This window comes from Sodalis sp. (in: enterobacteria), assembly GCF_051710625.1.
Taxonomy (GTDB): Bacteria; Pseudomonadota; Gammaproteobacteria; order Enterobacterales; family Enterobacteriaceae; genus JBPESN01.
The window spans coordinates 20,435-47,086 of the sequence record NZ_JBPESN010000015.1; the positions used below are offsets into that span (position 1 = coordinate 20,435).

A 26,652-nucleotide genomic window follows, 5' to 3' on the forward strand; every position below is an offset into this window, starting at 1 on the left:
AGGCTTTTGCGCCTGCTCGTCGGTGGCTAGGCTGGACGGCGGGAGGCCGGCAAAAGGGCCGCAGGGTCTTGCAACGGTAACGCCTGACCTTCCGGCGGCGCGGGAACGAGGGCGGTCTGGGGCGCGCGGGTATCGGCTCCCGCCTGCCTGGTTAATTGATCAAATACCGAGCCTGGCCGATGAGTAGTCTTAGTGCCGTCGATGGCACCGAATGGCAGAGCGCAGCCGGTTGCTGTCTGCGGCGGCAAGGCGTTTTCCACCGCATTGAAAAGCGACGATGCGTCGGGGGACCATAGGCGGGGCGCTCAGCTGCGGCGGCGGGCGGCCCCCTCCGCCATTATCAACGGACGGGGACGCTGAATTCTTGTTGTGATATCGGCGACGGCGGCGGCAAGGTCGAATGACCTTGCTCCAGCGGGTGGGACGGTCGATTGGCATTGACGATCTGTCGAATGATGGTCCAGCTGGAAGCGGAACTATTAGGATTACTTTTAGCGATTTCTTTATAATCAAAATCTTCCATATTCAGCTTTTCTTTGAATCGCTTAATGTCATCATAATTATTCATGGCTCACCTTAGGAATGACGTGTGGCAGAACTGCACCGGCGCGTTTTCGCTAGAGGCAAGCGTAAGGCGCAATCGGACATTATAAGCGTTGGGCGCATATGAAAAAAAAATGACGAAATCTATTAGATAGGCTAATACAAGTATGATTTATTTACCGATCTTAATCGGCGCCAGCGCTTAGGTAATAGCGATAGGTCGTCATCGCACTGCGGGGTTTGCCTATCCGGCACCTTGCTCGCGCGCGACTTTAAACATAGACCATATTATTGGAATTGCCGGATAAAATTTCCCGCAGGAATCCCATGCCAAATGCCATTCGCTGCTGCTTTTTAAATAAAAGCCTTTTAAAAGGCAATATTTATTTTTCCCCTCGTTAATAACAGTTTAAAACCACGGATTTTTGATAAAACAGCCTATTTTCTACGACGGGAAGCAGACTTTATAGTGAAGTTCTTGCTTCAAGGTTTATGTAAAAGTAGCGTAATGGTCTTAATGATTACGTTACAAAAATTGATCATTTGGACAAAAACCAAAGTTAGGCATAATGAAAGCCATTTCATTACCACGCCTCTATCGCATAAGATTTGGCTGAATTGCCCGTTTTGAGGCATAAAACACGCGATTAAATCGGTTATATTAGGCGGGATAATCGGTGCGACTAGCGTAAGCCCTGTTGCGTCATTCACCGGCATTCGGCTACCGACATGGCGGTGTTCTGGTATGTGGTCAGCGGTGGGTACCACCGCCCGCGTTATGACCTGTCAGCCATAAATAAAGAAAAGTTTGCGGATCAGACGTTCTTTAACGATTAAACAAATGGCAACCGTGTCCGGTGTGGCATTGGTGACCATTTGCCTTTTTATCGTGATCCAGCTTTTCCATTTCCTTCAGCAGCGCCGTGAAGATTACACTCTGTAATTGCAAAATATCGCCTCGTCGGTGCGCCAGCCGCTATCCAACGCGGTGCTGTAGGCCGATATTCCCCAGGCGGAGCAGATCCTGGTTACCCTTAAGCGCAGCGGCATACTGAGCCGCGCCGATGTGGTACTACCGAATGATGTCCAGGTTTTGCACGGCGATTTCCCGCCCGAGCGGCCGGTGCCGGCGCTGATAAGCCGCGTGTTCCGTCTGGCGGTTGAGGTGTAGGTGTGTCGCTCTATTCCCTCCCGCGGCCTTCTCATCCCCAGGCGCTGGCTTACTTAGTGCTGTAGGCGGACTCGTACCGCCTTTATCAGTTTATTGTTAGCGCCATTGTCTCACCACGATAACGACGTATCTGCTTATGGCGCTTATCATGACGGTCGCCATCACCTGGTATATCAATCGCCTGATGGTGCATCCGCTGCGCGCGATTGCCCGCGAGCTGGAAAATCTGGCGCCGGAGGAAATTCCCTCTCACCAGCTTACCCTGCCGAATATGCACCGGGACGATAAATTGGGGGTGTTGGTGCGCAGCTATAATCGCAACCAGCAGGTCACCGCGCGCCCGGCAGGAGCTCGAACGGCGGGCGGCTCGCCACCCTGAAACCGGCTTGCCCACCCGCGCGCGCTTCCTGACGATGCTGGATGCCCGTCTGGCGGCGCAGAAAGAATTCCGACCCTGATGTCTGCTGGTTATCGCGGTCAGTTCACTATTGGAGGCGGCGGGGGCGTTAACCGAATCGCAGCGCGCTTTGCTGCGCGCCGCGCTGGCGGATCAACTGCGGCTTGATCACGGCGAAACCGGATTGCTGGCGCAGTTAAGCCCCCATGAGTTCGCCTCGTGCCATTGGGAGACGCAACCGCCGTTTCAGGCCATGCCCCTGGCCCAGCGCATGTTATCCCGTATCCAGCATCCGCTTATTACCCTCGGGACGCTGACGCTGCGACCCGCGGCCAGTATCGGCGTTGCTATAAGGCTATCGGGTGACGAAAACGCCGAGAGCTTACTGCGCCGTGCTGCGTCCGCCGCGCTGTCGGTGGCGGCGCGGGGTAAAAACCAGATTGTGTTTTTCGAGTCCGGCCAGGCGGAGGCGGAGGCGCGTCGTTTGACGTTTGCCCACACGTTGCTGGACGGGATTGAACATGGGCGCTGCACACTATTTTTCCAGCCGCAGGTTGATATGCGTGATCAGCGCCTATTAAGCATAAGCGCCGAAGCTCTGCGGCGCTGGCGCCAGGACGATGGCAGCTGGAGCCTGGCGGAGGATTTCATCTGCCAGGCGGAGGCGGGGGGCGTAATGGTCCCACTGGGCAACTAGATACTTGAGGAGGCATGCCGGGCACTAGGCGCTTGGCAGGCGCGCGGTATCGACCTGCCGTTGGCGGTCAATTTGTCCGCGCTCCAATTGCAGGAAAATGGTCTGGCGGCGTCGTTGCAACATTGGCTGGCGCGCTATCAGGTCAGAGGCGAGCGATTGGTGCTGGAAGTCACTGAAACCGCCTGCATTACCGAATTCGACACCGCGTTCGCCGTGCTGCGCGATCTGCGTAATCTTGGTATCGTTATTGCGCTGGATGACTTCGGTATGGGCTATTCCAGTTTATATTGCCTCGATCGTCTGCGGCATTTGCCCGTCGATATGCTGAAAATCGATCGCAGCTTTATCGCCACGCCTCCCGGCGACGCCGTCATGTTGCAAGTGGTGAGCGCCATTGCTGGCGCACTCGGCCTGCCGGTTATCGCCGAAGGGGTGGAAAATACCGCACAGTGCGATTATCTGCTGACGCATCATATTCATCGCGGTCAGGGTTATCTGTTCTCCGAGTCGCTGACGCAGCCGGCGTTTGAACAACGCTTTCTTCACTTGCAGACCCCCTGACTCTCCCCCTTGTTTCCTGTTTCTTGGTTTTTATCCTTTGGCTCTTGGCACTTGCCTCTTGCGCCAGGGGCCCGGGGCCGACGCCCATTTTTTTGCCCTGTCCTGCCCCACGAAGGTAATATTTTCTGCTACAGGGTGACATCTGCAAAGGCCCACTGTATAACAACATGGTACACTTTGCGCTACACTTTTTCGGCGGAAAAGTAAAACGATGCAAACACAGCTAACCGTCAAAGTAAGAGTCAGGTTTTTCCTTGGTATTGATTGAGTAGGGGTTCACATGCAGGGCACCGGAATTCGTCTTTTCTTGAGTGGTGTATTACTGCTGACGTCGGGAGGGTGGGCACAGGCCGAAGCATTATAACCTGATGCCGCCTGGCAGCAGCGAAAACTCAGCAATGGCTTCGCCTGGTAAATTCTAACGACGCCGCAGCGGCCAAACGATCGTGTTGAATTGCGGCTAATGGTCAATACCGGTTCACTGGCGGAAAACACCCAGCAAACCGGTTTCGCACGTCTTCTTGCCCGTTTGGCCCTGACGCACAGCGAGAATTTCACCACCGCGCAGCTTACCTCCTTATGGTAGCAGGGCGCGAATGAACAACGGCCACAGCCGCCTGCGCGCGTTTCCTATGAAACGACATTGTATAGCCTCAGTTTGCCAAACGGTCGGCCGGATTTAGTGAAAGAAGCGCTGAAATGGATAGTCAATACGGCCGGCCACCTGTCCATTACCCCAGCGACGGTACCGGAGAACCCGCGTAACAGCTGGTGGCACTACCGCCTGAAGGGGTCGCTGCTGGTGTCCCACAGCCCGGATGCGGCGGCGAAATCACCGGTGGATGCCGAACAATTGCAGCATTTCTATCAACGTTGGCACACCCTTGACGCCATGACGTTGTATGTGCTGGGCAACGTGGACGGGCGCGCCCTCAACGAGCAGATCGTGAAAACCTTCTCTGCGCTGCAGGGCAAATGCGATACCCCGGCTACCATGCCGACGATGTCGCCGCTACCGCATCAGCCCGTGAGTCTGTTCAGCGAAGAAGGCGGCTATGAGAGTCTCAAACTGGTCTGGGACAGCCCGTGGCAGCCTATACGCGATTCGCAGTCGTTGAATCGTTATTGGCGCGGAGATTTGGCGCGTGAGGCGCTGTATATGGATTTGCAGCAGGCGCTAAAGGAGAGCGACCTGAAGCGGACCAATTTGCGCTTTGACTACAATGTGAACTATCTGCGTGCACAGTGCGCGATTCACGTCGATACGCCGGCGGACAATTTGACGCCGTCGATGACTTTTGTTGCCCACGAGCTGGCCAACGTGCGCAACCATGGCCTGAGCCAGGCGGAATTCGACGCGCTTATGGCGCGTAAAGCTGGGGAACTGAGCACCTTGTTCGCCACTTATGCCCGTACCAGCACCGACGTTCTGATGAGTCAGCGTTTACGCTCGCAGCAAAATGAAGTCGTGGATATTGCACCGGAACAGCATCAGAAACTACGCAGCGTTTTTTTAGGGGGACTGACGCTGCAGATGCTGAATCAGGAATTACGCAGTCAGCTGTCGCAGAACGCCACGATGGTGCTGATGCAGCCGAACGGCGAGCCGGAGGTAAACATGAAGGCGCCGCAGGTAATTTACGAGCACATCATGGATCCCAGCCCGCTGCCGGCGACCATCGACGAGAGCAAGCCGGAAGTCACCGACATACCGCCGGCCTCATAATAGTGGAGGCCACTTCCGTGTCGCCGGTCAGTCGAACCGCCAGATAGCCGGCGCTGAAAGAGTCCTCGGCGGCGGTCGTATCGACCACTTTCTCTTTTGGCAATTTTACCGCGGGCACTTCCTGCACCGCCTCGTTCGCTTCCGCTACCAGACAGGCCTCGGCGCCGCATTTGATGACAATTTCACTGACGTTCAGCGCACGCGTGCGCTTAAGTACGGCGTCCATCTGCTGTTCACCCCACAGCATGTCTTCGTCATCGAGCGTCAGGAAGGCGATGTCGGTACAGGCAAGAATGTCGCGATAGGCCGCCTGGGTTTCTTCCCGGCTTTGCCACAGACGCGGGCGGTAATTATTGTCAAAAATGACTTTTCCGCCATTGGCACGGCAGGTCCGCAACAGGCAGGGCCAGCAGCTATTCGCGGCTTTGCGGCGAAAGGATGGCGATGCTGATCCCACTTAAATAAAGGTAATCAAAATCTGCCAGCGCTGCGCAAATGTCGGCTGACGACGCCCAATTGACTATAGCTCGCGCCTTGTCAGCATGAGTTGCGCCTACACCGCACCTTGGGCACGATGCCGCTGCGGTGTAACTCACTGGCGACACGTCAATTTTGCGCCTGATCTCCCGCCGGTTTGCCCCGCCGAATCTGGCAGGTGCGTAATCCTCAACTATTATTAATGCATCGGGGAAGACTAACGAGGATATCGACACATTCATGACACGGACCAAAAAAGTGATAGGTGGGGTCGTGCTGTTTCTGCTGCTGCTCATCGTGGCTATTGTGATTTTTATCGCCACAAGATGTACCGGGCGACTACACTGCCCGGCTTAAACGCATTGAGGCCAGTATCGCCCCCTTAGCGCTGCTGCACCGTGAAGTGTATCTGCCGCGTATTACTCTGGTCAGCCCTGATGCGTCGTTGAAACGATTAGCGAACGGCAAGAATAACTGGACTTTTAACCTGGCCAACAGCGACGAGAAAGACAGTCAAAAACCCGTTTCGCCGTGGTCCTTCCAGGTAGATGATATCGTTTTCGATCGGGGTAAGATCGATTATCAGAACGCTGTCGCCAAGGCGGATATCTATCTGACGGTAAACCCGCTCGGTAAACCGGTGGCATTCGCCGAGCTGACCGGCAGCAGCGACGATAAGCAGGCGGCGGTGAAAAATGACAACAACTATATTTTTGGCTGGAAAGCGGAGGGGACTACAACAATGAACCGCTTAGCGGCTCGGAAAAAATTAGTGGCATGCTGGCGGTGCGTAACGCAGGCCCCCGTTCCCGCTGCAGGCGGATGTGCGCTCGGGCCGGACCCGCGTGGCGTTCACCGGGACGCTTGAGGATCCGCTCAATTTCGGTGGTCCCAATTTGCGACTACGGTTTGCCGGAGAGAATCTCGGGGATTTGCAGGGGCTAAAACCGGGGTGGTGCGCTGCCCGATTCGCCGCCCTACAACACCGATGGCCATCTGGTCGCCAATTTTAAAGGCAAAAATGCGGGCCGTTACCGTTACGAGAAGTTCAACGGCAAGATTGGTCAAAGCGATATCCACGGCACGTTAAAATATCGCCAGGGCAAACCGCGGCCGTCGCTGAGCGGCGAACTGATCTCCAACCGGCGGCGCTTTGCCGATTTGGGGCCGCTTATCGGTGCCGATTCCGGCACCGATAAGCGGCAAGCAGGCAGCCAAGAGCAAATCAATACAGCCCTCTGATAAGGTGCTGCCGTATGACAAATTTGATACCGCCAGCTGGTCCAAGATGGATGCCGATGTGAAGTTTACCGGCAAGGATATTGAGCACGGCGATTCGCTGCCGTTAAACGATCTCTATACCCACCTGAAGCTGGATAATGGCGAGCTGTTGCTGGATCCGCTGCGCTTTGGCATGGCGCGCGGCACGCTTAACTCGACCATTCGTCTGGAAGGGCAGCGCACACCGATGCGCGGCCGCGCGGATCTTCATGCCCGTGGTCTGCAGTTGAAAGCGCTATTTCCAAGCGTCGAGGCGATGCGCAATTTGCCGGTACTGGCAATTCCGTGGCGGCGCGCTATTGGGCAGCAGCAATGGCAATCAACGTCTGTTGACGAACGATGGTATTATCAGCCGTAATTTGATGGAAATCGCCGGTCTTAACGTCGGTAACTACGTCGTCGGTAAGTTGTTTGGCGACGAGCAGGTGAAAATCAACTGTGCCACGGCGGACGTCAACGTGAATAACGACCTGGCGCAGCCACGGCTATTCCTGTTCGACACAGAAAACGCGGTCATACATGTTGACGACACCACCAACCTGGGTACCGAACGGCTGGATTTGTCGATCAATCCCGACAGTAAAGGCGCGCGTATTGTTACGCTGCGATCGCCGCTGTATGTGCGTGGCACCTTCAAAAATCCTTCCGCCGGCGTAAAACCCGGGCCGCTCATCGCTCGCGGCGCCGCGGCTGTCGTGCTGAGGGGGGCGCTCCTGGCGCTCATCTCCCCGAGCGGCGGCGATGATAATCAGTGCGCGCTGATCTTAAGAGAGATGGATATCAAAAAATGACCGGTTACCCGGCACGGCGGTGGGCGCTATACCGCCGCCGGGTTGGTCAATGGCCGTTTAGAATGGGGCAACTATGATCCTGGATCTCTTCGACCGATCCGACATTACGGTGCAGCAGACTGCGCTGGCTGGTCAAAAGCAGCAATGAGCCATCGGGTAGCAGCGTAAACGCCATACCGTATTCTCCCATTTCCTCAGAAGCATCCGGTACCTCACGCGCCGGCAGTAAAAACGGGCTTTGCGCCGCCAGGCCCGCCGCGGAGATACGCCTGGCCAGATATTTATGGCCTAGAATCGGCTGCGCCAACGGTTGCCAGTCGGTGCTGATATTGGCGGCATCGTTATCCAGCCGCTCGCGGATATCCGGACGCAGACAGGAAATATGAATATGCAGCTGATTTTGCGTCCGGCCATAGGCGGAATTGATCGCCAGCGACAGAAAACGGTCGCCGACCGCATTACCCCGCCTCTCGGATAAAAAATATCTGGCCTGCCAGGCAAGATAAAAGAAATTGGGCGTTGAGGTAGCGAGTAAACGCGGGCTTTCAATACCGCTGATTTTATCGGTGGGCATCAGTAAAAACTGCAGCGGCCCGACAAAATCATCTTTAAGCATTACATAGTCGGCGGCGGTATTGACTTCACTGCACAGCGCCGGATCTCCGCGCTGAAGTTGATTGGGTACGCATTTCTCGCTCACTATCCGCCATAGGGCGTCGGGGTGTTTCGGCGAAAAAGTCGTGTAATATTGCCCCGCGCCGAGCGCCGCAACCAAAATAACAATCACCAGCAGCAGCGCATATTTGATCTGTTGCCACGTCATAGATCATCCTCTTCATGTTCTCCACGCCGCATTAAAAAAACGGGCCGCATTTACCAGGATGACAGCCCGTCATTACCGTTATCTTAACCGGCCGGCCGGCCGCTTAGCTGTGCAAATTACAGCGCCCGGTGCCGTGTTTTACGCGCCGCCAGTCGCACCAGTAATGTCAGGCAGGCCATCGCCGCCAGGTAAATACCCACGTAAAATAATCCGTAATTGGCGGTAAGCCAGGCGGCAATGTACGGGGCGACCGATGCGTCAATGATTGACGCCACATTATAGGAAAAAAACGCTGGTATAGCGAACTTCGGTGGGAAACAGTTCCGGCAACAGTGCGCCCATGGGGCCGAACGTGGAACGTGAGGCCCATCACCATAAACCCGCACAACAAAAACCCCATGACCACCCAGACATTCCCCGAACCCAACAGCGACGGGAACACCAGCGCAAACGCCATAATCAAAACGGTAATGGCTATCATGGTGTGTCGGCAACCGAATTTATCCGCCAGTTGACCCGCGATGGGCACCATCAGACCGAAACCGATAACGCCAATCATCAGCATCAGCAGAAAATCGTTGCGCGAAAATCCCAGACCGCAACGGCAGTGGGGCCGTACCGTAGGTCATGGAGAATACCGTCATGATGTAGAACAGGGTATAAGTAGCTAGCATAATAAAGGTGGCGATGATGGTCATTTTCAAATGCTGGTTAAGCAGGGTACCAATAGACATGCGCACCTGCGCCTTGGCTTTGGCGATTTTGGCGAAAACCGGCTTTCATGTAGCGAAACGCGCACATACAGCCCAATGAGCACCAGAACGACCGACAGCAGGGATGGCACGCGCCACCCCCAGCTCATAAACTGTCCGTCGGTTAGCAGCCAGGAAAGCAGCAAGAACATCCCGTTAGCGAAGAAGAAACCGATAGGCGCGCCCAACTGCGGGAAGGAGCCATACAAAGCACGTTTATGCGCCGGTGCATTTTCTGTCGCCAGCAGCGCCGCGCCGCCCCATTCACCCCCCAGGCCAAGGCCCTGGCCGAAACAGGCCAGCGCCAGCAGCAGCGGCGCCATAACGCCAATCGTCTGGTAGCCCGGCAATAGGCCTATTACCATCGTTGAGATGCCCATGGTGAGCAATGAGGCCACCAGGGTGACTTTACGGCCGACGCGATCCCCAAAATGGCCGAACAGCGCCGAGCCAATCGGCCGGGCGATAAACGCGATGGGGAAAGTCGCCAGCGATTGTAGCCTGGCAGCGGTAGCGTCCCCCTGCGGGAAGAAGATTTGCGGGAAAACGATAACCGCGGCGCTGGCATAAATATAAAAATCGAAAAATTCGATGGCGGTGCCGATCAACGAGGCAACAATCACTTTACCCCGTGAATTAACGGGAGGACCGGCTACGTCGGAATCCAGAGTCGGTGCTGCTGAGGCTTGCATAATTGTTTCTTATCGGTCAACTACGGAAAAGATAGGCATCTTAGACAGAGAAATAAGGCATTTCAATGGCTGAATTTTGACCAATTAGTCATTTCCTACCGTCAGCAGCAGATCATTCCTCCTCATGATTTTCCCGCAGGGAAAGCCGCCGGAGAAAGCGTTTGCAGCAGAGTTAATTTCTGTAAAAACCCGTAAGAAAAATTTCTCCTCAGCAATAAATGCTGGGTTGTAGTTATAAAGATCTAAAAGTTGGTGCACAACACCGCTTTTTGATCATTTACGCGGAATATCACTCTGACATAATAAATAATTCCGACATATCCAACAGGAGTGTGCCGCGTACGCGCCCGCTTACCGATAAGTCCTGGAACGGCGGATTGACGGTCTGCAACGGGCGCTGGCGGCACCGCCACGTCGTTTGGTTTGCGGTGATAGCCAATATTTCCCCCGCGTTAGTCTTGACTCTGCCCTGGCAACGGCTTCAGGCAGCGCCGTACCGGTCACCACCATTATCGGTCGCAGCCAGGTGACGGTGTCGAGTCACAGCGCCTTGATAATCTAATCTTGAGCGCCGGCGAAAATTGACATCAGCGACAGCGTGACGATCAGCGTTACCACCAGACCGATTAAGGAAATCAGATCGCGCAGGTATTTCAGGTAAAATTTCTCCTGCTCCTGGGGATTGCGCTCCCATTCATCACGCAATTGGGCACGGATGGCTTCACGCAGGTTGCTCATCCAATTCAGCTCCGAATAAAGCGCGACCAGCAAACCGGTGATGCCGACCGTGGTGCGCTGTTGCACAGCCGTGCGGACCGTATTTTTTAAGGTCGTCGCCAGCGTTTGTATCGCTGATACTGTCGGCGATTTTATTAATCAGGTCGGTCAGGATATCCGGATTGGACGCTAGAAAAAAACCGACGCCGGCAAACGACCCCATCAAAATGGGGATCAGGGATAAGGAAGGAAAAATAGGTTATCGCGGCGCCGAATTGACTCCCCATGCGATCGCTAAACCGTTCCGCGGCGCGGATCATATGCGCCACCATCGGGTACGCGCTAATCTTTTCAATCATCCGTCCAGAACGGTGGGCAATTTTATCAATCGACTCATGACCGGTATGAGGCGTAGTGAGCGGAGTGGTGATTTCTGGCTCCCCGGCGGTCGCGGCATACGTCTTTTTTTCGGCCATAGTCCCCCTCGAAGTCAGCTTATCATTAAAAGCTCTAATGAAAATAATTATAGCCAATGATTCCGCCGGAGGGGCTGGTATTCCGGCATCATGGTGCGAGTAAGATTAACAGCCGGCTGAAATGGGAACGGGGAAAAAACACACGGGCAACTTCGCAGTCCCGTGTGAGAGGGACAATTAGCTTAACGCATTGTCACTAGCTCTTCCGCTGCGGTCGGGTGAATTGCCACGGCATTGTCAAAATCCTGCTTGCTGGCACCCATTTTGATGGCGACGGCGAAACCCTGCAGCATTTCATCCATACTGAAACCGATGCCGTACAGACCGACAATTTTCTCTTGCGGACCGACGCAAACCAGTTTTATACGGCACGGTTGACGATGCCGGGTGACCGCGGTGTACATGGAAGTAAAAGACGTTCTGTAGACTTTGACCTCCGTTTCACCGTATTTTTCCTTGGCTTCGGGCTCAGTCAGACCAATGGCGCCGATAGGGGGATGGCTGAAGACCACCGTCGGGATGAAATCATAGTTCAGATGCTTTTCCGGCTTGTTGTTGAACAAGCGCTCCGACAGCCTGCGACCGGCGGCGACCGCTACCGGCGTTAACTCGACGGCGCCGGTATTATCGCCAACGGCGTAAATACCCAACACGTTAGTGTTTTGGTATTTATCCACCTGAATGTGGCCGTTATCATCGGTTTTTACGCCCGTCGCCGCCAGATTGAGATTATCGGTGGCCGGCTCGCAACCGATGGCCCAAATCAACGCGTCAACGGTAAATTGCTCTGCATTTTGCAGCGTCAGCGTCAGGCTGCCGTCCGGGTTTTTCGCCACCGATCGCGGCACCGAGCCGGTATGTAGCGCCGGCCCTTCCGCCTGCATGACCTCGACCAACGTCTCGACAATGAGAGGATCAAAGCTGCGCAGCGGCGCGTGTTTGTGAACAAACAGATGGGTCTGGGCACCTAGGGCGTTGAGCACACCTGCGATTTCCACCGCGATATAACCGGCGCCTACTACCGCGACGCGTTCCGGCGTGGCGTCCAGCGCGAAGAAGTCGTCGGAATCAATGCCATATTCCGCGTCCGGAATAGCCACATTGCTGGGACGGCCGCCGGTCGCTATTAATATGTGATCGGCGGTGACGTGCTCGCCGTTCACCTCCACGGTATGCGCATCAACAAAACGAGCGAAGCCGTGAATGACATCAACATGATTATTGCCCAGCACCCGTTCATAGGATTGATGGATGCGATCGATATAGGCGCTGCGGCTCTCGACCAAGGTGCGCCAGTCAAATTTTTCAACGGTCGTGCTAAATCCGTAATACGGCGCATACAGCCTTACCGACTCGGCAATTTGCGCGGTGTGCCACATCACTTTCTTCGGAACGCAACCCACATTGACACAGGTGCCGCCAAGGTATTTGGCTTCAATCAGCGCACATTTACGGCCGTATTGAGCAGCGCGATTAATCGACGCAATGCCGCCGCCGATGGCGAGGTAATCGTAATGTCGGATCATTCGGGCGTTTTCTTCAGCAAAATCGTTGACACAAGTGTCACGTGCAAACGCCCATTGTCGCAAAGATTGCGTCAATCTTTATGATAAATGAAACGCCGTTACTCCGGTACCTGCCCGCGCGCGAAAGCGTGGCCCTGGCCGGTGGGGACCAGCGTCTGATGCAGCCAGGGGAACAAGGCATTCATTTGCTGTTCCAGTCTCCAGGGGAAATTGACGACAATCATGCCGGAGGCGGTCATGCCGCGCCGATCGCTATCGGGACGGACGCCAGCTCAATTTGCAGAATTCAACGAATAGCGCCGACAGCGTGCGCTTAATCTGCTGGCGCAGCACGACCGGATACCACAGCGCATAGACGCCGGTGGCAAAACGCTTGTAGCCATTCCTGAATGGCGCTGACCACCTCCTGATAATCCGTTTTCATTTCATAAGGCGGATCGATCAGCACCACGCCGCACCGGGACGCCGGTGGCAATTGAGATTTCAGCTGCTGATAGCCGTCTGCCCGCAGTACCGTGGCGCGGGCATCTTTGTGAAACTCGCGGCGCAGCAGGGGATAATCGCTGGCGTGCAGCTCGGTCAAATGCAGTTTATCCTCGTCTCGCAGCAGTTGGCGGGCCAATTAAAGGCGACCCGGGGTAATAGCGTAACTGCCCTGTTCGGTTGAAATGACGGACTACGTCCAAATAAGGCGCTAGCAAGGTCGGCACATCGTTACGCTGCCAGATTCGGGCGATGCCTTCCAGGAATTCGCCGGTACGCTCGGCCTTTTCACCGGAAAGCATATAGCGGCCCGCGCCGGCGTGGCTGTCCAGATAAAGGAGGGGTTTTTCCTTTTCCTTCATCGCGCTCAGGATGAGGCTGAGCACGGTATGTTTGAGCACATCGGCGTGATTACCAGCATGGAAGCTGTGGCGATAGCTGAGCATAGGTTTGATATCTACTTAATAATGAACGGTTATTTTATGAATGCTGCTGCCGTATTTTACTCGTGTTACCCACATAGGTTCTCGGGGCCAGCGTACCTGACCAAAGACCAGCAAAGGGACAATAACTTTGACGGAGGATTATATCAGGATGCGGAGGCAATGGGTTAAATGCATTCCGGCCTCTCAACGTTAGCGGCGCCAGTGTTCGGAAACCGGCCTCCTCTTTCTACCCTCGTTACCCGGAAACGATGTTTCCCCCCAACCCGTCCGCCGCGTGGTAAATGAGCTAAGGCCCGACGAGCAGGAAAAAGTGAAGCGGAAAGAGCTCGCCGCGGGTTGACGAGCTAAAAGTCCGGAAAGTCGGAGAAAGCAAGGTAAAAAAGGACCGTTTCGGGGATCTTATGGGTATATTCCTTCGTTTTACAGTTATTGTTATCTCTCATTATCGTCCATACGGGCGTCGCATTGAGGGGGTAAAGGCCCCATCCTGTAAATGTGAACAGGCCAGCCAGCGCGCTGACCGCGGTAGCCGGTTGAAGCCGTAGCGGGAGCGGTTCTTGATGCCAGACGCGGTGAGTGGCGCATGACCAGGCGGGGGCCCCTATAGTACCTTAGCATCCGTTAATGAACCGCTTGTGAGCGCATGATGCCGGTGTCTTGCTGGGGATCCCTCTCTTGCGTTTTGTGACGCCACGGTTTGGTGGTAATGATTATTCAATAATAGTATTATATTTTTTAATATGAATGATGTGGACTTGCATTAAGCTGAAATACGTCAGGTGTTGAAATGCTTATTGATATGCTTCATTATATTCCGGTTGTCGCTTCAGATTTAAATCATTTAATATTCATATTATTTAATGCATTCAAAATCTATCCGCGCCAGGAAACGACGCAGTAATAAGCCTCAGGGAGAGGTATTATGCACGAAGCAGAAATTCATAAAAATGACCATGCCTATAACCGGGTGGCGGCAACGTCTCGGGCAAGTCTATTAAATGCCACGCTGGTACGAATGGGGCTAATGACCTCCTTATCGCAATTCATGGTTGGCGCGACGCTGGGGACACAGTATGACTTTCGGGCAGGCCATGCTGGCAACGGTGCTCGGTAGCCTGATACTGGAAATGGTGAGTTTGGGAATGGGGCTGGTCGGGATGAATGAAGGGTTATCCACCAGCCTGCTGGCCCGCTGGTGCGGCTTCAGACGTGTCGGTTCGTGTCTGATTGGCATTGTTATCGCCTTAAGCCTGATAGGCTGGTTTGGCGTGCAGAATTCCGTGCTGGCGGACGGATTGGTGCATGCATCGCAAGGGATCCTTAATTTTCCCGTCGCCGCCATTTTAGCCGGATTGATCATTACGTTATTAGTTTTATACGGTTTTTCCGCACTCAGCTGGACGGCGAAAATGTCCGTACCGTTATTTTTCCTGGTGGTGTTGTATATTTTGTATGGTGTTGTCAGCGGCGCGGACGTGCTGAATTGTCTAAATGAGCAGCCTGGTGGGCCGGCGATGTCATTAAGTGAGGGGGCGACCATGGTGGCCGGTGGCTATATTGTCGGGGCGCTGATTTCTCCCGATATTTGCCGCTATTGTAAGAATAAAAATCATGTTTTATTTATGGTGACGTCTTCGATTATTGTGGGTGAGATAATTATCAATTGCCTGTCCGTTATTGTCGCCCACGCGTTAGGAACGGCGGACGTTGTCACCATCATGACCCACAGCGCCAGCGGGATAGGCCTGGTTAGCGTGATTCTCTCCGCCATAAAAGTGAATGACGTCAATTTGTACTCCGCCAGCCTTGGCATGGCAACGGCGCTCGATGCGTTGATCCATCGCAAGTGGCACTACCGTTGGCTGGCGCTGCTGTTGGGACTAACCGGCACTACATTATCGGTAATGGGTATTATTGCCCATTTTATCGACTTCCTCATTTTGCTGGGCGTGCTGTTCCCGCCGATCAGCGGCATTATGCTGGTGGATTACTACGTGCTGCGCACGCATCGCGCATTGCTTGATGCGACCCGCGCACGCCACGCTTTGCCCGACGCGTCGGCAACGCCTGTGATCGGCTGGTCAGCCGTGGCGGCCTGGCTGGGCGGTAGTGCGGTGGGCCTCACCTGCCAATTGGGGATCCCGTCTCTGAATGCATTGCTGGCAGGCTGCCTGCTCTATTGGTTGATGGCGCAGGTGAAACAAAGGATATCAGACCGCTGCCGGTCTGATGGCTAAGCGTCGCCGCGCCAGGACAGGGGCGCCAGCGACAGCATCAGGCGTGGTAGTCGGCTATAATCTCCAGTACACCGTTGATAACGAACTGGACGCCCATACACACCAGCAGAAATCCCATCAGCTGTGAAATCGCTTCAATAGCGCTGGCGCCGATCACATGCATAATGGCGCCAGAACTGCATAGCGCTATCCAGACAACCACGCTGATGGTCAAGAAAACCAGCCCCGGCGCGAGCGCGGTAACCCAGGAAGAAAAGTAGACGTCTTCATTAACGGTCGAGACCCAGCTGATGATCATGGCGATGGTGCCCGGCCCCGCCGTGCTCGGCATGGCCAGCGGTACGAAAGCGATGTTGGTGGTTTTGTGCTTATGCATCTTGCGTGCCTTGCTTTCGGCAAGGCCGGAATCGTCGTCGGTTTGCGCCGGAAACAGCATGCGAAAACCGATAAAGGAGACGATAAGTCCACCGGCGATACGCAGCCCCGGGATGGAGATACCGAAAGTATTCATCACCAGCGTACCGGCATAAAAGGCGACCATCATAATGGCGAAGACATAGACCGACGCCAGCCGAGCCTGCTGATTTCGTTCCGCCGCGGTCATGTTCTTACTGAGGCTGAGGAATAACGCCACGGTGGTGAGCGGATTCACTAACGGCAGTAGCACCATCAGGCCCAAGCCGATTGCTTTGAAAAGTTCAAACATACACGCGGCCTCCAGACCGTTTTTTCCGGCCGCCGGGGCACTGAAACCGACGAAAGGAAAGCAATAAGTCATTAATTTTACAGGTATTAACCCTCATCAGCCAACTGATAAATTGTAAGTACACATAACAAGAATGATTTAGTCACTTTCGCCCAGCTCACAGCCAAGGAAAGCACATGAATTTTGCATTGTTCAATCCCCTTAACGGTGCACCAGACCCCACCCGCGCGCTCAGCCTGTTCCCCGCGTTAACCCCCTCCTATCAGGAGTTGGGCAATACTCCCCTGCAACCGGTGCCCAGCCCGCCGGGGGGGGGGTGGCCGTATTTTGGCGAAGTTCAAGTTTGTCAATCCGTTCGGTTCGGTTCGGTGAAAGATCGCGCGGCATTCGGTATGTTCTGTGAAGCTATCAATCAACATGATGTTAACCGCGGACCGCTGAAACTGTTGGTCGCCTCCGGCGGCAATATGGGCAAAGCCCTAGCGAAACTGGGCCAGCTGTGCGGCATTCCAATACATTTGATCATCTCGGATAGTTCGCCGCCGGCGCTGAATTAACAACCGTGGGAAGCGGCTTTTTTCTGCTGGGACTCATCAGCCGTGCCCAGACGATAGGTTTGCACGATCCCGGCTGGACACTGCTGTCACAACATCTTAATTCGGTGAATGTGACGGTTCACCAATACCAGACCGGGCAGGAAATCCGCCGCCAACTGGCGGCTGAGAAAGCGGACGGCTGGGTGGCGGCGGTGGGAACCGGGGGGGGGGGACCTTAAGCGGCGTCTATGCAGCACTGACCAAGAACAATCCGGCACTGAGGGTGCTCGGCACTACCCCTAGCGAATTGCCGTTTGGTACCTATGATCCGCCCAATGATTGCGATAAATTCGGAGGCGCGGGCAGGATGGGCTTTGGTTTCCGCCAACCTTTTCTCGCCCATGTGGGGCTGGAAGATGTCCCGTTCAATGACGTCAGTTGGCAGGCATCGCTGAGCGCGATGTATGAATTTCACCGTTTGACCGGTATCCGTATTGGCGCGTCCGCCGCGGCCAATTGGCGCAGCGCTTATCGGCTGGCGCAGGAAATGACGCCAGCGCAGTGCGTCATTACGCTGTTTGCCGATGCCGGCAGCGACGCTGAGCGTGACCGAGGTGAGCAGTATTTCCACGAGCTGGGTGCGCTGCATCCGGTTTAGGCGGCATTAGCGTCACGGTTCGCCGGCATAAATTGCCCCTCGCGGCGAATCCTATTAGCTTTAGCGCCAACGAATCCCTCTCATCGTCTCCCTGGAGCGGCCCGCTCTCCACGCCCTGATGCAGCGTGGCAGCACCCTATCGCTAGGTAGGATTGCTCATCACGCTATAGCGGCCGCAGCCCAGCAGCGCGATGGCTAGCCCGGCAATAAAGATAGACGGCGATATTCTCCAGTCCCCAGGCGCCCACGTTCGTCAGGGTAAAAATGATGCCGGGTTCGGTAATCAGCCAGGCAAACAGCATGGTGAAAGCGAAAATCAGCGCTGCCGGCTGCACCAGAATGCCGAAAATAAACATCAGCGGCACAATGATCTCACCCAGGAACACTTTGTAAGCGACGATGGCGGGCATACCATAGGCCTGAACCATCCCGATGATGCCATCAATGCCGAACAGCAGTTTGTGGATGCCGTGAAACAACATCATGGCGCCAAAGGTAAACCGCAGCAGCAATTTCCCCAGATCCGGCTTATCCAGCATTCGGTTAAAGGCAGTTAGCATGATGATGCCCGTCCTCAGATATAGCGTGGTGAAGGATTAACTATAAGTAATAACTATTCAACTCCTTATTACTGAACATTTACCTGCCACAGATCAAGCAATTAAACGCTAATTGAGACCAATTAGCTGGAAACCCTCAACGCATCACCTCTTAGGTTGCCTGAGCAGAGGGAAATTGACCAGTCGCGTCGCACGGCAGTTGTTACGCTTCGCTCGGCATTGATTTTCGCTATAGTTAGCCTCATGTTAATTTCATTGGCTTTCACGATAATCAGGACTGCGCTATGACTAATCCGTTACTGACCTCGTTTTCCTTGCCCCCTTTTGCCGCTATTCGTCCTGAGCACGTCGTGCCGGCGGTAAAAGCCGCGCTTGAGCACTGCCGCCACACCGTTGAAGAGGTCGTGGCGCAGCCCGGCCCGTTCACCTGGGAGAATCTCTGCCAGCCGCTGGCGGATGCGGATGACCGATTAAGCCGGATCTGGTCGCCGGTGGGCCATTTAAATGCGGTGAAGAACAGTCAGGAATTACGCGAAGCCTATGAACAGAACCTGCCGCTTCTGTCTGAATACAGTACCTGGGTAGGGCAACATAAGGGGTTGTACCAAGCCTACCGTAATCTGCGGGACGGCCAACACTACGGACAACTGAGCGTGGCGCAGAAAAAAGCGGTGGATAATGCGCTGCGCGATTTTGAATTGTCCGGTATCGGGCTGCCGGCGGAAAAACAGCAGCGCTACGGGCAAATTGTCGCCCGGCTGTCGGAGCTGGGATCGGCCTACAGCAATAACGTGCTGGACGCCACCATGGGTTGGAGCAAGTTGATAACCGATGAGCAGTCGTTGGCCGGCATGCCCGAAAGCGCGCTTGCCGCCGTCCGCGCCCAGGCGCAGGCACGCGGGCCGGAAGGCTGGTTGCTGACGCTCGATATCCCCAGCTACTTGCCGGTGCTCACCTATTGCGATAACGCCGCGCTGCGTGAGGAGCTTTACCGTGCCTATAACACCCGCGCCTCCGATCAGGGGCCGGATGCCGGCAAATGGGATAACGGCCCCATCATGCGCGAAATTCTGGCGCTGCGCCATGAGCTGGCGCAACTGCTGGGATTCGACAGCTATGCCGATAAATCCCTGGCCACCAAAATGGCGCAGGATCCGCAACAGGTGCTGGATTTTCTCACCGATTTAACTAAGCGCGCACGGCCCCAGGGCGAACAGGAGCTGGCGCAGCTGCGCACCTTCGCGCAACGCCACTTCGGCCGCGATACGCTGGATCCGTGGGATATCGCTTATTACGGCGAAAAACAAAAACAGCACCTGTTCTCGATCAATGATGAACAACTGCGTCCCTATTTCCCTGAGCCGCGCGTCGTTAGCGGTTTGTTCGAGGTAGTCAAGCGTATCTACGGCATCACCGCCAAAGAGCGCACCGATGTAGATACCTGGCATCCGGACGTTCGCTTCTTCGATCTGTTCGATGAGCATGGCGAACTGCGCGGCAGCTTTTACCTGGATCTGTACGCCCGCGATAATAAACGCGGCGGCGCCTGGATGGATGACTGTGTCGGCATGATGCGCAAGGCCAATGGCGAACTGCAAAAACCGGTAGCCTATCTCACCTGCAACTTCAACCGCCCGATAAGCGGTAAACCGGCACTGTTTATTCATAATGAGGTGACCACGCTGTTCCATGAGTTCGGGCATGGGCTGCACCATATGCTGACCCGTATTGACACGCCCGGGGTGGCCGGTATCAGCGGCGTGCCTTGGGATGCGGTGGAGCTGCCGAGCCAGTTTATGGAGAATTATTGCTGGCAGCCTGAAGCGCTGGCGTTTATTTCCGGCCATTATGAAACCGGCGAGCCGCTGTCCGATACGCTATTGAGCAAGCTGCTGGAAGCGAAAAACTACCAGGCGGCGCTCTTTATTCTGCGCCAACTGGAATTCAGCCTGTTTGATTTCCGCATGCATTACCAATACCAGCCTGAGCAGGGCGCGCGCGTGCTTGACACTCTGGCGGAGGTGAAAAAACAGGTGGCGGTGGTACCGCCCGTGCCGTGGGGACGATTCCCCCACGCCTTCAGCCATATTTTCGCCGGGGGTTATGCGGCGGGATATTACAGCTACCTGTGGGCGGATGTGCTGGCGGCGGATGCCTGGTCGCGTTTCGAGGAGGAGGGAATTTTCAACCGGGATACCGGCGAATCGTTCCTCGATACGATCCTTTCCCGCGGCGGTTCCGAAGAGCCGATGGTGCTTTTTGCCCGTTTCCGCGGCCGCGAGCCGCAGTTAGACGCTATGCTGCGCCATTACGGTATTCGGGAATAGGGAGCTTGAGCATGGTCTTTTTGGACAGTGAGGCCGGCATCGACCCTCAATCTTTGCAGACACTGGCCGCGCGCTGGGGGTTGATAAGCGATCCCAAGGCCGCCTTGGCGCTGGTCATGACCTCCGAACGGTAGGAGTTGCGTAAACGGGACGAGCCCAAACTGGGCGCGCTGTCGCCGTGGATTTTATCACCGGCGCCATGGCGCATCGGCGCCGCTACGGCGGCGGGCGCGGTGAAAGCGGTAGCCAAGGCGGTGGGTATCAAAGGCCAAGGGTTGCCGGACGTGGTGGACGCCACCGCCGGTCTGGGGCGGGATGCTTTTGTACTGGCTTGTCTGGGCTGCCGGGTGCAAATGTTTGAGCGTCATCCGGTCATGGCGGCGCTGCTAAAGAATGGCTTGCGACGCGTCTGACGCTGCATCACGGCTCCAGCCTGAGCGCGCTGGTGAAAAAGGAAATGCAAGTATTTCAACTCCTGCTGGGGTCCGATAAGGATGCCGACAAGCTACTAGCACCTGCGCGGGCGCTGGCGCGGCGCCGGGTGGTAGTAAAAAGGCCCAACTATGCGCCGCTGCTGACGGGTGTGCCGGCGCAGGCTTCTATCACCATCAAGAACCATCGTTCTGATCTTTATCCGACACGGGCGTCCCCGCCAGAGGGGAACGACTAAAGGCGAAACACGCCGGGGAAATAGCGCGACGTCAAAGAACATTCCTGCGACGCACTGGGTGCCGGAGCATGACGCTCGAATATCGCTGAGCAATCCTGTGGCCGGGCTCGGGTAAAAATGCGGCGAGCTGGGTGTGCTAGTGCAGGACGGTCGATCATCGCAAACAACCTTGCGGGCGGGTGAGAGTAAAAGTGTAGTGGCACACTTTTAGTAAGGCGAGTCCTGTGCAGCATTGTCGCCTGATGCGAAGGGCTTGAATCTAGCGGGTTACCACCTCGTCGCTAAGACGATCGACGCGTGCCCTCACCTGCTCTCGCCACAAGCCCGTACAGACGCAACCGAGGTTTTGCCAAACCGACATGGCCCACAGAGCAGGCCATTAAACGGCAGGATAGATGGCATGAGTGGCGGCCTGAAACTGCCTTTAAACTGAGCGCGCGCAGAGTGACAAGGGTGATACCTTTTTTGGGTTGACGCTAACCTTTCTCGCGACATTAACTTCGCCGCCGCGCAAGCAGCGTGGCCAGTGCCGTGAGGTTGAGCAAGGCCCCGCCGCCAGACAACGTGCTCACAACGGCCACAGGCTTGCACCAGGCAAAGCAGTGCGCGCCCTGACGTCTACCCATTGTTTTGCCTGGCGTTTTGCGCCCTTATTCGCCCCTTTTTATGCCGTCACGCCGGGCAGGTCAGGCGATATCATCCACATCTTCATCATCATCGCCGTCATCTCTGAGCGGAACGATGAGCATATCCACATGAACCGTGTTGATGAGCTGGCGTGCAGAAGACATCAACTTACTCCAGAAGTCCTGGTGATGGCCGCACAAAACGAGATCCACATCGTATTTGTTAATGGCGTCCACCAGCACCTGCCCCAGATCACCGCTGCCGCTCAGCGTTTCGGTGATCGGATAGCCAGCGTTTTGCGACAGCTGGGTCATCGCGTGCTGCGTTTCTTCAGATATGCGCTTTTGCATATCGCCGAGATTGACGTCGATAAGACCGCTATAAAGGTCGGAGTAGTTGACGTCAACGTGGATCAGGGAAACTTTGGCGTTATAAGGTTTGGCCATCGATACGGCTTTTTCGACCAGCACGTTACTTTCCGGTGAAAGGTCAACGGCTATCAGGATATGTTTGTAAGCCATAATCAGACTCCTTGCAAAATGTTACTCGTCTATTCTCGTCGCAATGTGCGACCCCGGCGACAGCGGGCGCACTATCTCCAGTCTTGATGTTCCTCTTTCAGTATAGCCGTACTCGCCCGTGGAACGAAGCGGCTAACCTGCGCAACAGCGAGAAGGATCACGATATCTTCCCCCGACCGGGCTGACGGCGTCCGCTTGATGCGAGGGTAAACCTTTTTTTGCGAAAATGCATAATTTCTATCGCTTCGGTTGGCCGCTTTTGTCAAAATTTTTCTACACTGAACAGTATGCCATCTTACAGTTCTCTTCCGCGCCGCTCGCATGCGCATAGCAACAAACTTCAGATGTCTGTCAGTCGTGAGCTTACATATATCGGTATAACCGCTGTCGTCCCGCGGACGTCAGGCTTTGTGGCGGTTTTGGATGTTGCCGGGAGGACTTATCATGAACACTGTTGCGCTGTTCTGGGCTTTATGTGTCGTATGCCTGATAAATATGGCTCGTTATTATTCTTCATTGCGTGCGTTGCTGGTGGTGCTGCGTGGCTGTGATCCGCTGCTTTACCAATATGTCGACGGTAGCGGTTTTTTTACCACCCATGGTCAGCCCGGCAAGCAGCTGCGTCTGGTGCGCTACATCTTTTTACCCAGCGTTACCTGGATCATCACGACCCGGAATTCATCCGCCGCTGTGAACGCGTGCGCGGGCAGTTCATGTTGACCAGCGCATTATGTGGTCTGATTGTGGTCAGCCTGATCGCTCTGGCTATCTGGCACTGAACGACAGGCAAAAAAAAGACGGCCAGCTGGCCGTCTTGCTGCGTGCGGCGGCGGCTAAATCAATTTCAGCGCCAGCCAGTAAAGACTACCGGCCAGAATAATCGCCACCGGCAGCGTCAGTACCCAGGCCAAAAGGATATTCTTCACGGTCTTGCCCTGCACGCTGCCGTCATCCACCAGCATGGTACCGGTGACCGCAGATGACAGCACGTGGGTGGTGGAAACCGGCATGCCAGTATAGCTGGCAACGCCGATGGAAACCGCCGCCGTCATCTGCGCCGACAGCCCTTGGGCATAGGTCATGCCTTTCTTACCGATTTTCTCGCCGATGGTGGTGGCCACCCGACGCCAGCCCACCATGGTGCCCAGCGAAAGCGCTAGCGCTACGGCGATAATGATCCACATCGGCGCGTACTCTACCGTATACAGCAGATCCTGGCGCAGATTCGACAAGAAGCGTTTATCCGCAGAAGAGGTTTCCGGCAGCTTTGCCACTTTGTCGGCTGTGTCGGCAATGCACATCAGCAGGCGCCGTGCGTGCGAGCGCCGATCGGCGTTAAGCATTTCATAGCTATCCAGATTGCCCAACAGCAGCGAGGCGCGATTGATGACGAACAGCGCCCGGGACAGGTCGCAATGAAACTCCTGTGGCTGGGAGGCATTTCCTTGATCCAGCCTCTGGCCATTGGCCATCGGCGCACCGCTGGCGACAGGGGGGACAGCAGGGTCGACGGCAGGCGCCGCGCCGGTAGGGGGGGCGGCGGGAACGGCATTTTGCGCGGCCGGCGGCGGCAGGGGCTGCTCATCCGGGCCAACGACGTGGGTGAACGCGCCGGGGTGCTGCGTATAATATTGCTGCAGATGATTAACCGCATCGCGGGTGCGGCTGATGTCGTAGCCGCTGGCGTTCATATTGACCATAAATTCCGCCGGCGCAACGCCTATCAATACCAGCATGATAAGCCCGATCCCCTTCTGTCCGTCGTTGGCGCCATGGGAAAAACTCACGCCGGCGGCGGAGAAAATCAGGGCGATACGCGTCCAGAACGGCGGTTTGCGCTTGCCGTCCTTTTTCTTGCGCTCCGCCGGCGTCAGATGGATGCGGCGGCATTTTTTGGTGCTGCTCCAACAACGGCGCAGAACAAACACCATCGCGCCGGCCAGCACCAAACCCACCACCGGAGAAATAATCAGCGACAGGAAGATTCCAATCAATTTGGGGATATTGAGCGCCTGAACCACCGGGCTATCGCTGACCAACGCGTTGGTCAGACCGATACCGATAATTGCGCCGATAAGGGTGTGCGAGCTAGAAGCCGGCAGGCCGAAATACCAGGTGCCCAGGTTCCACAGAATCGCCGCCAGCAGCATGGAAAACATCATCACCAGGCCGTGGGCTGAACTGACATTGAGCAAGAGGTCGGTCGGCAAGAGATGAACGATGGAATAGGCCACGCTCAATCCGCCCATCAGAACCCCGAGAAAATTGAACACTCCGGACATGGCGACCGCCAGTTGGGAGCGCAGTGCGCGGGTGTAGATGACGGTGGCGACCGCATTGGCCGTATCATGAAAGCCATTGATGGCCTCATAAACCAGAACAAAAATTAATGCGAGCACCAACATTAAACCGGTATGGAATTCCAGGCCGGTGAATAGATGTAGCATAGAGAGTTACGCCATTGTTTAAACATGAACGGGCCGCATTATCTGCGACAAGAGGGCCAGGGGAAAAGGAAAATATGACTTTTTTTTGATATTCTTGCCGCCGACAGACATGCATTTGCCTCTATAAACTTTCAAATTCAGCAAGATACGCTTTTTTACCCAATCTAGCATTTTGTTACCATAGCATTGTCCTGTTAGGCCCATTACAATCGAGCCGCGGGTTAAGCCCGCCAGGTTGGGTCGCCCATTAAGAGTATAGGCAGAGTGACATCATGGCAGAAAAGTTTGAGGTGGTTGTTATCGGCGCTGGCGCGGCGGGCATGTTTTGCACCGCCCAGGCGAGCCAATTGGGCCGCCGTGTGCTGCTGTTGGATAACTGCAAAAAACCCGGTCGCAAGATTCTGATGTCGGGCGGCGGACGCTGTAATTTTACCAACTGTATAGTGGCACACTGAATTTAGCCACCTGAACAGAGGTGATATGCTCGCCTCAGAACAACACGGGTGCGCCAATGAAAAGAAGAAATTTTAGTCCTGAATTCAAACGCGAATCCGCTCAACTGGTTGTCGACCAAAATTACACCGCCGCGCCAGCAGCAAAAGCCATGGACATCGGCCATTTCTACGATGACGAAATGGGTAAAACAACTGCGTGATGAGCGACAGGGGAAAACGCCAAAAGCTTCTCCCATAACCCCGGAACAAATCGAAATACGTGAGCTTCAAGAAGAAGGTACAACGCATTGAAATGGAAAACGAAATATCAAAAAAGGCTACAGCGCTCTTGATGTCAGACCCCCTGAACAGTTCTCGTTAATCGGGAAACTTAGAGCGCGTTATCCTGTGGCCAGACTCTGCCACGTGTTCAGGGTTCATCGCAGCAGTTACAAATACTGGAAAAGTCGTCCTGACAGACCAGACGGCAGGCGAACGGCATTGCGCACTCAGGCCGCATGAATATAACGGCGGGTTGCCACCAAACGAATCAGAAAATAGATACTGGAAAAACGCTAACACGGTGGCCAGTTTTAGTTGGCCACTACATTACCAGATGAAACTCCAGCTCCACAATTAACAAAATGCGTGTCGATAGTAATAAGGTTTGGCCCTGTGCCTTCAGCACGCCGGAATTATGGATTCTCGATTTTATGACCTACGGCATATCTGCACGTGCCAGTTGATAAGGTCGGCAGTTCCATAATCTGCATCGCCAGAAATGGCGAGGAGATACGCCCACTTTTCTCCTAATCATTTCGCTATGCACGCAGGACACTTCGGCAGCATTTTCGCAAAGTGCAGCAAAAATTCGACCCCGGGTGATTTTGGAACCCCGGGGGGGGGGATTTAACTTATTGAAAATGCTGGTAGGTCGTGTAGGGCTCGAACCTACGACCAATTGATTAAGAGTCAACTGCTCTACCAACTGAGCTAACGACCCAACGCCGCAGATTATTCTCTTAATGGGCGCCGGTGTCAAATACTTCATGTCAGTTGCAGCAAAAAAATAGTCACTCTGTAGTGGCACACTGAATTTGGCCACCTGAACAGAGGTGATATTCTCACCTCAGAACAACACGGGTGGGCCAATGAAAGAAGAAATTTTAGTCCTGAATTCAAACGCGAATCCGCTCAACTGGTTGTCGACCAAAATTACACCGCCGCGCCAGCAGCAAAAGCCATGGACGTTGGCCTTTCTACGATGGCGAAATGGGTAAAACAACTGCGTGATAAGCGACAGGGGAAAACGCCAAAAGCTTCTCCCATACATAACCCCGGAACAAATCGAAATACGTGAGCTCAAGAAG

18 protein-coding genes, 1 tRNA gene and 11 pseudogenes are annotated in these 26,652 nt (G+C 54.9%); 18 read left to right on the forward strand and 12 right to left on the reverse strand.

Features of this window, described 5'->3' with window-relative positions; genetic code table 11:
* Nucleotides 1–340: 340 nt before the first annotated feature.
* Entirely contained in the window at nt 341–568 is a 228-nt protein-coding gene (locus ACTBDU_RS06135) for a hypothetical protein (RefSeq protein WP_438805883.1), read from the reverse strand.
* 1,026 nt (nt 569–1,594) lie between these two features.
* On the opposite strand from ACTBDU_RS06135, the gene ACTBDU_RS06140 reads away from it, so the two are divergent.
* From ACTBDU_RS06140 to ACTBDU_RS06160, 5 genes and pseudogenes are all read left to right on the forward strand, one after another.
* Complete coding sequence (locus tag ACTBDU_RS06140) at nt 1,595–1,714, forward strand: hypothetical protein (protein ID WP_438805901.1); 120 nt, start codon at nt 1,595–1,597, stop codon at nt 1,712–1,714.
* A gap of 148 nt (nt 1,715–1,862) precedes the next feature.
* Nucleotides 1,863–2,093, forward strand: a complete 231-nt coding sequence (locus tag ACTBDU_RS06145) for a hypothetical protein (protein WP_438805884.1) — start codon at nt 1,863–1,865, stop codon at nt 2,091–2,093.
* 148 nt (nt 2,094–2,241) lie between these two features.
* Complete coding sequence (locus ACTBDU_RS06150) at nt 2,242–2,808, forward strand: hypothetical protein (protein ID WP_438805885.1); 567 nt, start codon at nt 2,242–2,244, stop codon at nt 2,806–2,808.
* Nucleotides 2,809–2,868: 60 nt separating this feature from the next.
* Nucleotides 2,869–3,369, forward strand: a complete 501-nt coding sequence (locus ACTBDU_RS06155) for an EAL domain-containing protein (RefSeq protein WP_438805886.1) — start codon at nt 2,869–2,871, stop codon at nt 3,367–3,369.
* Nucleotides 3,370–3,649: 280 nt separating this feature from the next.
* Nucleotides 3,650–5,095: pseudogene (locus ACTBDU_RS06160) on the forward strand (insulinase family protein).
* Nucleotides 5,096–5,117: 22 nt separating this feature from the next.
* Here ACTBDU_RS06160 and ACTBDU_RS06165 read toward each other — a convergent pair.
* Nucleotides 5,118–5,601 (reverse strand): annotated as a pseudogene (locus ACTBDU_RS06165) (PfkB family carbohydrate kinase); the annotation flags it as partial.
* Between the two features lie 287 nt (nt 5,602–5,888).
* Here ACTBDU_RS06165 and ACTBDU_RS06170 point away from each other — a divergent pair.
* Nucleotides 5,889–7,644: pseudogene (locus ACTBDU_RS06170) on the forward strand (AsmA family protein); the annotation flags it as partial.
* Between the two features lie 46 nt (nt 7,645–7,690).
* Here the strand turns inward: ACTBDU_RS06170 and ACTBDU_RS06175 are convergent.
* From ACTBDU_RS06175 to ACTBDU_RS06195, 5 genes and pseudogenes are all read right to left on the reverse strand, one after another.
* Nucleotides 7,691–8,467, reverse strand: coding sequence for a CDP-diacylglycerol diphosphatase (locus tag ACTBDU_RS06175; RefSeq protein WP_438805887.1), 777 nt, complete (start codon nt 8,465–8,467; stop codon nt 7,691–7,693).
* Between the two features lie 116 nt (nt 8,468–8,583).
* Nucleotides 8,584–9,911 (reverse strand): annotated as a pseudogene (locus ACTBDU_RS06180) (MFS transporter).
* 543 nt (nt 9,912–10,454) lie between these two features.
* Nucleotides 10,455–11,104, reverse strand: a pseudogene (yhjD, locus tag ACTBDU_RS06185) (inner membrane protein YhjD); the annotation flags it as partial.
* A gap of 182 nt (nt 11,105–11,286) precedes the next feature.
* The gene (gene gorA / locus ACTBDU_RS06190; protein ID WP_438805888.1) at nt 11,287–12,630 is read right to left on the reverse strand and encodes a glutathione-disulfide reductase; all 1,344 of its coding nucleotides are present in this window, start codon (nt 12,628–12,630) and stop codon (nt 11,287–11,289) included.
* A gap of 98 nt (nt 12,631–12,728) precedes the next feature.
* A pseudogene (locus ACTBDU_RS06195) lies at nt 12,729–13,559 on the reverse strand (23S rRNA (adenine(2030)-N(6))-methyltransferase RlmJ).
* Nucleotides 13,560–14,632: 1,073 nt separating this feature from the next.
* Between ACTBDU_RS06195 and ACTBDU_RS06200 the strand changes: the two are divergent.
* A complete protein-coding gene (locus ACTBDU_RS06200) occupies nt 14,633–15,796 on the forward strand; it encodes a purine-cytosine permease family protein (RefSeq protein ID WP_438805889.1) in 1,164 nt (387 codons plus the stop codon).
* 37 nt (nt 15,797–15,833) lie between these two features.
* Here ACTBDU_RS06200 and ACTBDU_RS06205 read toward each other — a convergent pair whose 3' ends face one another.
* Entirely contained in the window at nt 15,834–16,502 is a 669-nt protein-coding gene (locus ACTBDU_RS06205) for a MarC family NAAT transporter (protein WP_438805890.1), read from the reverse strand.
* A 176-nt stretch (nt 16,503–16,678) separates the two neighbouring features.
* Between ACTBDU_RS06205 and ACTBDU_RS06210 the strand changes: the two genes are divergently transcribed.
* From ACTBDU_RS06210 to ACTBDU_RS06220, 3 genes are read left to right on the forward strand one after another with little or no spacing between them, the layout of a single operon-like run.
* Nucleotides 16,679–17,059 (forward strand): hypothetical protein, encoded by a 381-nt coding sequence (locus ACTBDU_RS06210; RefSeq protein WP_438805891.1) that lies wholly within the window; start codon nt 16,679–16,681, stop codon nt 17,057–17,059.
* 5 nt (nt 17,060–17,064) lie between these two features.
* Nucleotides 17,065–17,277, forward strand: a complete 213-nt coding sequence (locus ACTBDU_RS06215) for a hypothetical protein (RefSeq protein WP_438805892.1) — start codon at nt 17,065–17,067, stop codon at nt 17,275–17,277.
* A 44-nt stretch (nt 17,278–17,321) separates the two neighbouring features.
* Nucleotides 17,322–17,696: a hypothetical protein gene (locus tag ACTBDU_RS06220; protein WP_438805893.1), complete on the forward strand. Its 375-nt coding sequence runs from the start codon at nt 17,322–17,324 to the stop codon at nt 17,694–17,696.
* Nucleotides 17,697–17,838: 142 nt separating this feature from the next.
* Here the strand turns inward: ACTBDU_RS06220 and ACTBDU_RS06225 are convergent.
* Nucleotides 17,839–18,256 (reverse strand): annotated as a pseudogene (locus tag ACTBDU_RS06225) (DoxX family protein).
* A gap of 284 nt (nt 18,257–18,540) precedes the next feature.
* On the opposite strand from ACTBDU_RS06225, the gene prlC reads away from it, so the two are divergent.
* The 4 genes from prlC to ACTBDU_RS06245 are packed head-to-tail and all read left to right on the forward strand — an operon-like array spanning nt 18,541 to nt 21,253.
* A complete protein-coding gene (gene prlC / locus ACTBDU_RS06230) occupies nt 18,541–20,583 on the forward strand; it encodes an oligopeptidase A (protein WP_438805894.1) in 2,043 nt (680 codons plus the stop codon).
* Between the two features lie 5 nt (nt 20,584–20,588).
* Complete coding sequence (locus tag ACTBDU_RS06235; protein ID WP_438805895.1) at nt 20,589–20,717, forward strand: hypothetical protein; 129 nt, start codon at nt 20,589–20,591, stop codon at nt 20,715–20,717.
* 3 nt (nt 20,718–20,720) lie between these two features.
* Nucleotides 20,721–20,996, forward strand: coding sequence for a class I SAM-dependent methyltransferase (locus tag ACTBDU_RS06240; RefSeq protein ID WP_438805896.1), 276 nt, complete (start codon nt 20,721–20,723; stop codon nt 20,994–20,996).
* A gap of 44 nt (nt 20,997–21,040) precedes the next feature.
* On the forward strand, nt 21,041–21,253 hold the full coding sequence (locus ACTBDU_RS06245; RefSeq protein ID WP_438805897.1) for a class I SAM-dependent methyltransferase: 213 nt from the start codon (nt 21,041–21,043) through the stop codon (nt 21,251–21,253).
* A gap of 686 nt (nt 21,254–21,939) precedes the next feature.
* Here ACTBDU_RS06245 and uspA read toward each other — a convergent pair.
* Entirely contained in the window at nt 21,940–22,401 is a 462-nt protein-coding gene (uspA, locus tag ACTBDU_RS06250) for a universal stress protein UspA (RefSeq protein WP_438805898.1), read from the reverse strand.
* Between the two features lie 441 nt (nt 22,402–22,842).
* Between uspA and uspB the strand changes: the two are divergent.
* A pseudogene (uspB, locus tag ACTBDU_RS06255) lies at nt 22,843–23,180 on the forward strand (universal stress protein UspB).
* Between the two features lie 54 nt (nt 23,181–23,234).
* Here uspB and pitA read toward each other — a convergent pair.
* Complete coding sequence (gene pitA, locus ACTBDU_RS06260) at nt 23,235–24,848, reverse strand: inorganic phosphate transporter PitA (RefSeq protein ID WP_438805899.1); 1,614 nt, start codon at nt 24,846–24,848, stop codon at nt 23,235–23,237.
* 272 nt (nt 24,849–25,120) lie between these two features.
* Here pitA and ACTBDU_RS06265 point away from each other — a divergent pair.
* Nucleotides 25,121–25,285: pseudogene (locus tag ACTBDU_RS06265) on the forward strand (NAD(P)/FAD-dependent oxidoreductase); the annotation flags it as partial.
* 74 nt (nt 25,286–25,359) lie between these two features.
* Nucleotides 25,360–25,795: pseudogene (locus ACTBDU_RS06270) on the forward strand (transposase); the annotation flags it as partial.
* Nucleotides 25,796–26,209: 414 nt separating this feature from the next.
* On the opposite strand, the gene ACTBDU_RS06275 reads toward ACTBDU_RS06270, so the two are convergent.
* A tRNA-Lys gene (locus ACTBDU_RS06275) sits at nt 26,210–26,285 on the reverse strand.
* Between the two features lie 117 nt (nt 26,286–26,402).
* Here ACTBDU_RS06275 and ACTBDU_RS06280 point away from each other — a divergent pair.
* A pseudogene (locus ACTBDU_RS06280) lies at nt 26,403–26,652 on the forward strand (transposase); the annotation flags it as partial.